This window comes from Microbacterium luteolum, from assembly GCF_039533965.1.
Classification (GTDB): domain Bacteria; phylum Actinomycetota; class Actinomycetes; order Actinomycetales; family Microbacteriaceae; genus Microbacterium; species Microbacterium luteolum.
This window is the reverse complement of the sequence record NZ_BAAAUN010000002.1, coordinates 101,063-113,144: the sequence shown is the minus strand read 5'-3', so window position 1 is coordinate 113,144 and position 12,082 is coordinate 101,063. Positions and strand designations below refer to the sequence as shown.

The following is a 12,082-nucleotide window of genomic DNA, read 5'->3' as shown; positions in this document are numbered from 1 at the left end:
TGATGCGTTCTCGTACCCCGCTGATCGCGCTGATCGGCGTGACGGCCCTCGCCCTGACATCCTGCGCCGCCGGCGCCCCTCCCGGTGGAGGTGACAGCACCGACGGGGTGCTCGCCGACGGCAAGACGTTCACCGCGGTGATGGCCACAGACCCGGGCACCCTCGATCCGTTCACCACGACCATGGGTGCAGCGAGGCAGATCGACCGCTACCTGTACTCGCGTCTCGTCGAGGTGCAGAACGACGGCGACGTGCTCCCGGGACTCGCAGCGGAGTGGGAGGCCGACACCGAGGGCGCCGTCTTCACATTGCGCGACGGCATCACCTGCGAAGACGGCACGCCTCTCACGGCGACCGATGTCGCGCGCAACATCGACTACATCGGCGATCCGGCGAACGGGTCTCCCCTGGCCGGCCTCCAGGTGCAGCCGGGGACGAAGGCGGTCGGCGACGACGCGGCGGGCACCGTCACGGTGACGAGTGGGCGGCCCGACGCATTCCTGCTGCAGAACATCGGCAGCATCTCGATCGTCTGCGGCACCGTCGTGGACGACGCGGACGCCCGCGCCGCCGGCGAGGGCGCGACGGGGATGTTCACCCTGTCCGAGAGCATCCCGAACAGCCAGTACACGCTCACCCGTCGCGACGACTTCACCTGGGGGCCCGGTGACTGGGACCCGAAGCAGCCGGGCCTTCCCGAGACCGTGATCTACCGCGTGATCCCGAACGAGACCACCGCCGCGAACCTCGTGGTGTCCGGCGAGGTCAACGCCGCACTCGTCCTCGGACCCGACCGGCAGCGGCTCCGCGACGCCGGCCTCTTCGTCTCCGAGCTGCCGCTCGCCGCCGGGCAGCTGTTCTTCAACCAGGCAGAGGGACGCCCGGGCGCCGACCAGGCGGTCCGGGAGGCGCTTGTGCAAGCCCTCGACCTCGGTCAGCTCCGTCAGGTGCTCACCGGAGGTGAAGGCACCGAGGCGAAGAGCCTCGTGACGATCGCCCCGAACCCCTGTCAGGCTGACGTCGTCGACGGCCTCCTGCCGGAGTTCGACGAGAAGACGGCCGCGGCGAGCCTGGACGACGCCGGCTGGGAGGTCGGCTCCGACGGGATCCGGGAGAAGGACGGCGTCGCCATGGAGATCACTCTGGTGACTCCGACCACCCTCGGCAACGGAGGCAGCGCCGCCGCGGAGCTGATGCAGGCATCATGGAAGACGCTCGGCGTCGCCGTGACCATCAAGACCCTCGACGGCCCCTCGGTGAGCGAGACGCTTTTCGCGACGGGTGACTGGGATGTCTCCGCCGTGCCGCTCGGCGTCTCACTGCCCAGCATGCTCGTGCCGTTCTATTCCGGCCCGACCCCACCCGAGGGAACGAACTTCGCCTCGATCGTCAACGACGAGTACTCGGCGGCCGTCACATCGGCATCCTCGAAGCCGGGCACCGACGGATGCGAAGAGTGGGGTGCCGCCGAGCAGGCGCTGTTCTCCTCGTTGTCCGTGGTCCCCTACGCCAACAACGTCCTGACAACGTTCGGCAACAAGGCGACCTTCACCGAGGGCGACGGCATCGACCCCGCCTCGATCCGCATGTACGAGTAGACCCGAGAGCCGGAGGCAGCCGATGGCCAGCACCACCGCCACGCAGGCGATACTGATCAGATCCGCACGGTCGGACAACCCCTGGGTGTCCTTCCTGGTCCGGCGCGGCGGGCAGTTCGTGCTGTCGGTGTGGGTGCTGGTCACGGCTGCCTTCCTCATGATCCACCTGGTGCCGGGCGACCCGGTCCGCGCTGCGCTCGGGATGAACGCTCCGGTGGAGCTCGTCGAGGCGCGCCGCGCCGCGCTCGGGCTCGATGAGCCGCTCTTCGTGCAGTATCTCCGCTACATCGGCGGCCTGTTCACCGGCGACATGGGCACGTCCATGATCACCGGCCAGCCGGTCGCCGACATCATCACCACCCGGCTGCCTGCGACTCTGCAGCTCGCTCTGCTCGCGGTCGTGCTGGTGCTGCTGGTCTCCGTCCCTCTCGGGGTGACGATGGCCGTCGCGACCCGCGGCGGCCGGCGTCGCGGCCTGGAGCTGGCCTTCGCGACCGGATCGGTGATCCTCGCCGCGATCCCCGAGTTCCTCCTCGCCGTCGGCCTCGTCTACGTCTTCGCGGTGTCGCTCGGCTGGTTCCCCATCGCCGGCAACACCGCCCCGTTCGCCCTCGTGCTCCCGGTGATCGCCCTCTCGGTCGCACCGATCGCGGTGTTCTCGCGCATCATCCGGGTCGAGGTGCTTTCCGTCCTCAACCAGGACTTCATCCGCACCGCCCGGGCCAAGCGACTCGCGCCACGCCGGATCTACTCGCGCCACGCGCTGCCGAACGCCATGACTGCGACTCTCACCCTCACCGGACTGCTGCTGACGGGCATGGTCGCCGGCACCGTGCTGGTCGAGAACGTCTTCGCCTGGCCGGGCCTCGGCACCATGATCGTGCAGTCGATCCTGACCAAGGACTACTCGGTCGTCCAGGGGATCGTCCTCGTCTACGGCATCGGCGTCCTCATCGTGAATCTGGTGATCGACGTGATCCTCGCGCTCCTCGACCCTCGCTCCACCATCCGGGAGGCATGATGTCCGCACGCACCGCATGGACAGGGATCGTCCGCTCACCGCTCGGCATCACCGCGCTCAGCCTGGTGCTGCTGGTCACGCTCGCCGCGATCTTCGCGCCGATCATCTGGGGCGCTCAGGCCGAGCAGGTGAATCCGACCGAGATCACGCAGGGGCCGAGTGCCGCCCACCTGCTGGGCACAGACACCCTCGGTCGCGATGTGCTCGCACGGGTGCTGGTCGCGACCCGGCTCTCGGTCGTCCTCGCCGTGATCGCCGTGATCATCGGCGTCGTCGCCGGAACGCTGCTCGGCACCGCCCCCTCCGTTCTCCCGCGCTGGATCGGGCGACCCATCGTAGGCTTCGTGAACATCGCCGTCGCGTTCCCCGGGCTGCTGCTCGCGCTGTTCTTCGCGGTCATCTTCGGGGTGGGGTCCACGGGCGCCGTACTCGCGATCGGCTTCGCGATGGCGCCGCAGTTCGCGCGGCTCACCCAGACCCTCTCCGCCGCGATCGCCGGACGCGACTTCATCGACGCCGCCCGGGTCGCCGGGGTTTCGCGGTTCCGTATCCTGATCAGGCACATCCTGCCGAACATCGGCGAACCGCTCATCGTGAACGCGACCGTCTCCGCAGGATCGGCGCTGCTCGCCTTCGCCGGACTCTCCTTCCTCGGGCTGGGCGTGCAGGTGCCCGAGTACGACTGGGGTCGGCTGCTGGGCGAAGGCCTGAACCGCATCTACCTCAATCCGGCGTCCGCGCTCGGCCCCGCCGTGGCCGTGGTCATCGCCGGACTCGCGTTCAACCTGCTCGGCGAGACCGCGGCGGCGGCCCTCGGCGGGCGCTCGGGTCGCCGCCGCCACCGTCTCCCCGCCCTCGCGCTCCCGAGCGCCCCTCGACACGCGCAGGTCGCCGGCGACGACGTGGTGCTCCTCGTCGACGACCTGCGCGTCTCCTTCCCGACACCCAGCGGCTGGGTCACCCCGGTGCGCGGCGTCTCGTTCACGGTGTCGCGCGGCGAAGCGATCGGAGTGGTCGGCGAATCGGGCTCCGGCAAGAGTCTGACCGCTCTGGCCGCCGCCCGGCTCATCGAACGCCCTGGCCACGTTGCGGCCGCGCAGCTGGACTTCTGCGGCACCCCTTTGCTGACGACATCCGACCGTGCGGTGCGGAGCCTCCTCGGCACCTCGCTCGCCATGGTCTTCCAAGACCCGATGACCTCGTTCAATCCGACCAGAAGGATCGGCTCGCAGCTCGCCGAGGCCGCGTCCGAGCACCAGGACATCACGCGGAAGCAGGCGATGGATCGAGCGATCGAGCGCCTCCAGTCCGTGCGGGTGCCCGCGGCCGCCCGACGCGCCCGCCAGTACCCGCACGAGTTCTCCGGCGGTATGCGCCAGCGCGCGATGATCGCGATGGGCCTCATGAACCACCCGCGTCTGATCATCGCCGACGAGCCGACCACGGCGCTCGACGTCACGGTGCAGCGACAGGTCCTGCAGCTTCTCGCCGGTGTACGCCGCGACACCGACGCCGCGATCCTGCTGATCAGCCACGACATCGCGGTCGTCGCGCAGACCTGCGACCGTGTGCTGGTGATGTACGCGGGGCGCATCGTCGAGGACCTTCCCGCGGCGACGCTGCACACGAGTGCCCGGCACCCGTACACACGCGCGCTTCTCGATGTCGTGCCCGAGCTCGACGCGGACCGGGATGCACCTCTGAAGATGATTCCCGGCCGGCCGCCGGCTCCCGGCGCCTTCCCGGCGGGATGCGCCTTCGCCGCCCGCTGCCCTCTCGCCACGGACGTCTGCCGCGAGAGCGACCCCGAGCTCGTGACCGATACCGGGGGCCACCGGGTCGCGTGCTGGAACCCGGTCAGCGGCGAGGCGACGGTACCGGTGGCGATCGCCACGGCCGCAGAAGAGGAAGAGACGGTCCTGCGATGAGCGAGCTGCGTTTCGATCAGGTCAGCGTCCGCTACGGCTCGCACCGCTCCGGCCTCACGGCCGTCGACGATGTGTCCCTGACCGTTCCCTCCGGGTCAGTGGTCGGACTCGTCGGCGAGTCCGGCTCAGGCAAGTCGACACTCGCTCGGGCGGCGATCGGCCTCGCGCCGATCAGCGAAGGCGCCATCACGCTGGACGGGGTGGACGTGCGCAGCTTCCGTCGCCGCCGCCCCGTGCAGATGGTGTTCCAGGATCCGTTCTCCTCGCTCGATCCCCGAATGACGATCGGTGAATCGATCGCCGAGGCCCTCCCCCGCGACATTCGCGGAAGCAGGGCCCGTCGTGCCGAGGTCGCGCGGCTGCTCGACCTCGTGAGCCTCGACGCCGACCGCGCTCAGTCGCTCCCGGCCGCGCTCTCCGGCGGGCAGCGCCAGCGCATCGCCCTTGCCAGAGCTCTCGCCGCCCGGCCGGAGGTCGTGGTCGCCGACGAGATCACCTCGGCGCTCGACGTCTCGGTGCAGGGCTCGGTGCTCAATCTGGTGCGCGAGCTCCGCGAAGAGCTCGACCTGACGATGCTCTTCATCTCGCACAACCTGTCGGTCGTGCGCTACCTGAGCGACCACATCGCTGTGATGTACCTCGGACGGATCGTCGAGTTCGGGCCCACCGAGCAGGTGCTCGCCGACCCGCAGCACCCGTACACGCGCGATCTGCTCCAGGCGGCGCCCACCCGGCACGGGAATCTGCTGGCGGTCGACCCACTCGCACCCGTCGATGTGGAACCCGCCGACCCGCACGCCCCTCCCAGTGGCTGCCGTTTCCACCCGCGGTGTCCGATCGGTCCCGCAGCGCGACCCGACCGTCAGATCTGCGTCATCGCGGCACCTCCGCTGCCGTCCGGCCCAGCGGGCGCGGCCTGCCACTTCGCCGGGACGCATGCGGACGCCGCACTCGGAACTGTGCCCACCTCCCAAAGCATCCCCCTGGTTTCGGCCCCTGACACAACACCTTCCCCGCTCTCAGCGGACACAGTGAACTGACCATCCGATTGGAGCTCTCATGAACCGCCTCACCGTCGACGATCTGCTCTCCGTCCGCACGCCCGAGCAGCCGGCGCTGTCTCCGGACGGCACCCGTATCGCCTTCGTGCTGCGGACGACCGACCGCGACGGCGACCGGGACACGAGGGGCCTGTGGCAAGTGCCCGCCACCGGCGGAGAGCCCGCTCCGCTCACTCACTCGACCGCCGACTCGACGCCGGTGTGGAGCCCCGACGGCTCGCAGCTGGCGTTCCTCCGGGCCCAGGACGGTCCCGCGCAGATCTGGGTGCTGCCCGCCGCCGGCGGCGAGGCACGCGGCCTCACGACCCTCCCTCTCGGTGCCGGAGCCCCGGCGTGGAGCCCCGACGGCGCACGCATCGCCTTCACGGCGCCGGTCGACGGCGCAGCGCTCCCCGGAGAAGACGCCAAGACCATCCTCGCCCGGCGCTCGGCACCGGCGGCGACCGACCGACTCGGCTACAAGGCCGACGGCGCGGGCAACCTCGGAACGCTCGTCCAGCAGCTGCACGTGGTCGACGTCGCCTCCGGAAAGGTCACCGTGCTCACCGCCGGCCACTCGCACGCCTCCGACCCGTTCTGGTCGCCCGACGGCACGCTCCTCGCCTACTCCTCGAGCGTGGACGACGACGCAGACCTGACCATGCGGATCCCGGTGTTCGTGCGCTCCTCGACCGACCCGCGCCGCGCCGCCGTGCAGATCAGCGCCGCCGACGTGCAGGCGACCGCGGTGGGGTGGACTCCGGACGGCCGCCATGTCGTCGCCGCCGGTCGCACCGACACCGAGGTCGGGAACGCGGATCTGCTGCTGTTCCCGGTCGACGGCGGCGAGCCGCAGAACATCACGGGAAGCCTCGACCGCAACGTGATGCCGGGCGGCCCCGGGTACCCCGGCGGGATGCCGCAGTTCACGGCCGACGGCGACCTCGTGTTCTGCCTGCGCGACAACGGCTACTCGCACGTGTACCGGGTCGCTGCGGACGGCTCCGCTGCCACACCGCTCGTCGACGGCACCGCGAACGTCTCCGGACTGTCGGTCTCCGGGGCGTCCGCCGCGATCGTGCGGGCGACGCCGGAGTCCTTCGGCGACATCGCCCTCCTCGATGTCGCGAACGGCACGACCAGGGTCCTCACCGAGTACGGCGCCCCGGCGTTCGAGCTCGTCCCCTCCGAAGAGCGCCGCTTCACGATCTCCGACGGCACGGTCGTCACGGGGTGGCTGCGTCGCGACCCCGACGCCACCGGACCCCTCCCGCTGCTGCTCGACGTGCACGGCGGTCCGCACAACTCCTGGAACGGCGCAGCCGACCTCATCCACCCGTACCACCAGGTGCTTGCCCGCCGCGGCTGGGCGATCCTCACCCTCAACCCCCGGGGCAGCGACGGATACGGCGACGCGTTCTTCTCCGCGGTCTCCGGCGGCTGGGGCGTCAACGACGCGAACGACTTCCTCGAGCCGATCGACGCGCTCGTCGCCGAGGGCATCGCCGATCCCGCGCGCCTCGCCGTCACCGGCTACAGCTACGGCGGCTTCATGACCTGCTACCTCACCTCGCGCGACGATCGCTTCGCCGCCGCCGTGGCCGGCGGTGTCGTGACCGACCTGCTCTCGGTGGGCGGGACCTCGGACTTCGGTCATTTCATCTCCTCGAAGGAGAACGGGGGGCTGCCCTGGCGCGACGCGGAGCACCTGTCGGCGCAGTCGCCGTTCACGCAGGTCGACCAGGTCACGACGCCCACTCTGATCCTGCACGGCGCCGCCGACGACCGGTGCCCGGTGGGTCAGGCCGAGCAGTGGTTCACGGCTCTGCGCGAGCGCGACGTGCCCACACGGCTCGTGCTCTACCCCGGTGGCTCGCACCTGTTCCCGCTCTCCGGCGCTCCCTCGCATCGAGCCGACTTCTCGCAGCGCGTGATCGACTGGGTCGAGCAGTACGCACCGCCCGCAGGCAAGCCGGTGCGGGCACCCCTCGACGCCCGGCACTGGCAGCAGCGGCTGAGCGCCCTGGCCGCGGAGCACAAGGTTCCCGGCGCCACCCTCGGCATCCTCCGCCTCGGCGAGGAGCCGGTGTATGCCCATCACGGCATACTGAACGTCCGCACCGGCATCGAGACCACCGACGACTCCGTGTTCCAGATCGGCTCGATGGGCAAGGTGTGGACCACCACCGCGATCATGCGGCTCGTCGATCAGGGGATCCTCGATCTCGATGCTCCGGTCGCCTCGTACGTGCCGGAGTTCTCGTCCTCCGACCCGGAGATCACCCGGACCGTGACGCTGCGTCACCTTCTGAATCACACGAGTGGGATCGACGGCGACGTCTTCACCGACACCGGCCGCGGCGACGACACACTCGAGAAGTACGTCTCGCTACTGGCGGGGGTCGCGCAGAACCACCCGCTCGGTGCGACCATGTCGTACTGCAACTCCGGCTTCTCCCTGGCCGGGCGCGTGATCGAGAAGGTCACCGGAACGACCTGGGATCAGGCCATGCGCGATCTGCTGTTCACGCCGCTCGGACTCACCCACTCCTCCACGCTGCCGGAGGAGGCCATCATGTTCCGTGCGGCGAGCGGCCACACCGTGGTCGGCGACGACGGCCCGGAGCTCGCGCCGGCCTGGATGCTGCCCCGGTCCATGGGCCCCGCGGGTCTCATCAACTCCACGACGGCCGACGTGCTCGCGTTCGCCCGGATGCACCTCACCGGCGGACTCGCCGCGGACGGCACCAGGGTGCTCTCGGAAGCGAGCGTGAAGCGCATGCAGCAGCGCGAGGTCGACATGCCCGACCCGTATTCGCTCGGTGACGCCTGGGGCGTCGGCTGGATCCTGTTCGACTGGGATGGACGCAAGCTCGTCGGTCACGACGGCAACACGATCGGGCAGTCGTCGTTCCTGCGCATCCTGCTCGACGAGGAGGTCGCCGTCACTCTGCTCGCGAACGGCGGAAACACCCGTGACCTGTACGACGCTCTCTTCGGCGAGATCTTCGCTGAGATCGCCGATGTGCGACTCCCCGCGGGGCTCGTGCCGCCGGCGCAGCCGTTCGCCGACGATTTCTCCGAGTTCGAGGGCGTCTACGACCGGGCGGGTGTCCGCACCGAGATCTTCGCCGAGGAAGGCGGCCTGCGCATGCGCACCACCATCAACGGACCGCTGGCAGCCCTCCTCCCCGATCCGATTCAGGAGCATCCGCTGGTGCCGGTCCGACCGGGCGAATTCGTGATGCGCAGTGAGGGCGAACAGGCCTGGCATGCCGTGGTCTTCTACTCCCTGCCCACCGGCGAGCGCTATCTGCACCACGGCGTCCGCGCGGCGCCGAAGGTGTCGTGATGACCGTGCAGGCGGACGTCGACCTCGACCTGATCGTCGCCGACATCGAGACCCTCGTCACCTGCGAGTCACCGTCCGATGACCTGGACGCGGTCGCCCGCAGCGCAGAGGTCGTCGCCGCCCTCGGCGAAAGGCTGCTGGGTGCCGCCCCCGAGCGCATCATCATCGACGGCCGCACCCACCTGCGCTGGCGGTTCGGCACACCGCAGGTGCTGGTCCTCGGCCATCACGACACGGTCTGGCCGCTCGGCTCCCTGCAGAGTCTCCCGTTCCGCATCGACGACGGGGTGCTCCGAGGTCCCGGCTGCTTCGACATGAAGACCGGCGTCGTGATGGCACTGCACGCCGTCGCCGCGCTGCCGGACCGAACCGGCGTGAGCATCCTGATCACGGGCGACGAGGAGCTCGGCTCGCCGAGCTCCCGCCAGCTGATCGAGCAGGAGGCGATCGGCTGTGCGGCAGTGTTCGTGCTCGAGGCCTCGGCCGACGGCGGCGCCGTGAAGATCGCGCGCAAGGGCGTCTCGCTCTACCGCGTGCACGTCACCGGCCGTGCGGCCCATGCCGGACTGGAACCGGAACGCGGCATCAACGCCGCCGTCGAGGCCGCACACCTGCTGCTCGCGATCGCCCTGCTCGGCGACCCGGAAGCCGGAACCAGTGTCACCCCCACGCTCGTGCGCGCCGGCAGCACCACGAACACGGTGCCGGCGGCGGCGGAGTTCGCGGTCGACGTCCGTGTGCGCACGGGAGCGGAGCAGGACAGGGTGGATGCGGCTCTCCGCGCGATCCCGGCCACACTTCCGGGCGCCTCCGTGCGCGTGGAGGGCGGTGCGAATCGCCGCCCGCTGGAGCGGGAATCCTCGGCGCGCCTGTTCGCGCAGGCCGTCGCGATCACCGAACGCAGAGACCTCCCTCCGCTCCAGGGCGTCGCGGTGGGCGGAGCCTCCGACGGCAACTTCACCGCCGCGCTCGGGGTGCCGACCCTCGACGGTCTGGGCGCTGTCGGCGGCGGCGCGCACGCCGACGACGAACACGTGGTGGTCGCGATGATCCCCGAGCGCACCCTGCTGCTGCAGGAACTGATCTCCCTGGCATTGGCTGGAGGAAGGGCATGAGCATGACGGATGCCGCGGCGTACAGCGCCTCGCCCGAGGAGGCGGCCGATGCGGCGACTGCGGCCGCGGCGAGAGCGGGGGTGGAGATCCGCCTGCTCTCGGAGGTGGGCGACTTCGCCCGGGTCGCCGAGCTGTTCCAGAGCATCTGGACCAAGCAGGGCGAATCCTCTCCCGTGAACGTCGAGACGCTGCGCGCGCTCTCCAAGGCGGGGAGCTACGTGGGCGGCGCCTTCGAGAACGGCGAGCTGGTCGGTGCCTGCTTCGGATTCTTCGCAGCGCCCGACCAGCGCGCGCTGCACAGCCACATCGCCGGTGTCTCGCAACGGATGCGGGGGCGCAGCGTCGGCTTCGCCCTGAAGGTGCACCAGCGCGCCTGGGCTCTCGAGGAGGGACTCGACGAGATCTCCTGGACGTTCGATCCGCTCATCAGCCGGAACGCGCACTTCAACCTCGTCAAGCTCGCGGCCACGCCGACGTCGTACCACCGCAACTTCTACGGACAGATGGCCGACGCGCTCAACGGCGCGGACGACACCGACCGGATGCTGGTCACCTGGTACGTCCGCGACCCTCGGGTCGTCGCTGCCTGCCACGGAGATCCGATCGGCGTCGCGGACGAGCCGACGGCCTCCGAGCCGCTGCTCAGCGTCGGCGAAGACCTCGGACCGCTGCGGCACAGCACGGACGCCCGAATCGTACGCGTGGCGCTGCCGCGCGACATCGAGTCGTTGCGCCTCACAGAGCCCGCCCGTGCGAGCGCGTGGCGTCTCGCCCTTCGCGAGACGCTCGGATCATCGCTGGAGGGTCAAGGACGTGTGCTCTCGTTCGACCGCTCCGGCGCCTACACCATCGACAGAGGAGAACAGGGATGAAGCTCACCGGATTCGAGCTGCGCGTGATCGAGATGCCGCTGGTGTCGCCGTTCCGGACGTCGTTCGGGGTGCAGACCGTGCGCGAGGCGCTGATCGTGCGCGCCGTCACCGATGAGGCGGAGGGATGGGGCGAGGGCGTGGCGATGAACGACCCGCTGTACTCCTCCGAGTACGTCGAGGCGAGCGTCGACGTCATCACCCGCTTTCTGCTGCCGGCGCTCGCGCAGGTGAAGGACCTGGATGCCGGCGGCGTCGCTCCTGCGCTCGCGAAGTTCAAGGGGCATCGCATGTCGAAGGCCGCCGTCGAGCTGGCGATTCTCGACGCCGAGCTGCGGGCCACGGGTGTGCCGCTCTCGCGCGAGCTCGGCGCCGTGCGCGACCGGGTCGACTGCGGCGTCTCGGTCGGCATCATGGACTCGATTCCCGAGCTGCTCGATGCGGTCGGCGGCTACCTCGACGAGGGCTACGTGCGCATCAAGCTGAAGATCGAGCCGGGATGGGACATCGAGCCCGTGCGCGCTGTGCGCGAGCGCTTCGGCGACGACGTGCTGCTGCAGGTCGATGCGAACACCGCGTACCACCGCGGTGACGCCCGGCACCTCGCCAAGCTCGACCCGTTCGATCTGCTCCTGATCGAGCAGCCGCTCGACGAGGAGGATCTGCTCGGCCACGCGCAGCTCGCCAAGGCCATCACGACCCCGGTGTGCCTCGACGAGTCGATCGTGTCGGCCCGCGCGGCGGCGGATGCGATCGCGCTCGGCGCGTGCTCGATCGTCAACATCAAGCCGGGACGGGTCGGCGGGTACCTCGAGGCGCGTCGTATCCACGACGTGTGCGTGGCCAACGACATCCCGGTGTGGTGCGGCGGGATGCTGGAGACCGGGATCGGTCGCGCGGCGAACGTCGCCCTCGCGGCGCTGCCGGGCTTCACGCTTCCCGGCGACACCTCGGGTTCCGGCCGGTATTACTCTCGCGACATCACCGAGCCGTTCGTCGTGGAGGACGGCACCCTCACCGTCCCCACTGGTCCGGGGATCGGCGTCACACCCGACGCCGATGCGCTGGATGCCGTGACGGTGCGCACCGAGTGGATCACCTTCTGAGCGGGGACTGAGCTTCCGTGGGGCACGACGATGCTGTCGAGATCGACCAAGAG

Annotated in this window: 8 protein-coding genes; all 8 read left to right on the top strand. The window is 70.1% G+C overall.

The genetic code is table 11. The features are described from left to right. Positions 1–2: 2 nt before the first annotated feature. From ABD648_RS19370 to menC, 8 genes are read left to right on the top strand one after another with little or no spacing between them, the layout of a single operon-like run. Positions 3–1,598, top strand: a complete 1,596-nt coding sequence (locus ABD648_RS19370; RefSeq protein ID WP_282216563.1) for an ABC transporter substrate-binding protein — start codon at positions 3–5, stop codon at positions 1,596–1,598. A gap of 22 nt (positions 1,599–1,620) precedes the next feature. Further along, complete coding sequence (locus ABD648_RS19365; protein WP_282216562.1) at positions 1,621–2,619, top strand: ABC transporter permease; 999 nt, start codon at positions 1,621–1,623, stop codon at positions 2,617–2,619. Then, on the top strand, positions 2,616–4,547 hold the full coding sequence (locus ABD648_RS19360; protein WP_344709902.1) for a dipeptide/oligopeptide/nickel ABC transporter permease/ATP-binding protein: 1,932 nt from the start codon (positions 2,616–2,618) through the stop codon (positions 4,545–4,547). Before ABD648_RS19365 ends, ABD648_RS19360 begins: the two co-directional genes overlap by 4 nt. Next, positions 4,544–5,587, top strand: coding sequence for an ABC transporter ATP-binding protein (locus tag ABD648_RS19355; protein WP_282216560.1), 1,044 nt, complete (start codon positions 4,544–4,546; stop codon positions 5,585–5,587). Before ABD648_RS19360 ends, ABD648_RS19355 begins: the two co-directional genes overlap by 4 nt. A 19-nt stretch (positions 5,588–5,606) precedes the next feature. Next, a complete protein-coding gene (locus ABD648_RS19350; protein ID WP_282216559.1) occupies positions 5,607–8,939 on the top strand; it encodes a serine hydrolase in 3,333 nt (1,110 codons plus the stop codon). Continuing rightward, a complete protein-coding gene (locus ABD648_RS19345; protein WP_282216558.1) occupies positions 8,939–10,054 on the top strand; it encodes a M20 family metallopeptidase in 1,116 nt (371 codons plus the stop codon). Before ABD648_RS19350 ends, ABD648_RS19345 begins: the two co-directional genes overlap by 1 nt. Continuing rightward, positions 10,051–10,926: a GNAT family N-acetyltransferase gene (locus tag ABD648_RS19340; RefSeq protein WP_282216557.1), complete on the top strand. Its 876-nt coding sequence runs from the start codon at positions 10,051–10,053 to the stop codon at positions 10,924–10,926. Before ABD648_RS19345 ends, ABD648_RS19340 begins: the two co-directional genes overlap by 4 nt. Then, a complete protein-coding gene (gene menC, locus ABD648_RS19335; protein WP_282216556.1) occupies positions 10,923–12,029 on the top strand; it encodes an o-succinylbenzoate synthase in 1,107 nt (368 codons plus the stop codon). The genes ABD648_RS19340 and menC overlap by 4 nt, the downstream gene beginning before the upstream one ends. Positions 12,030–12,082: the final 53 nt, after the last annotated feature.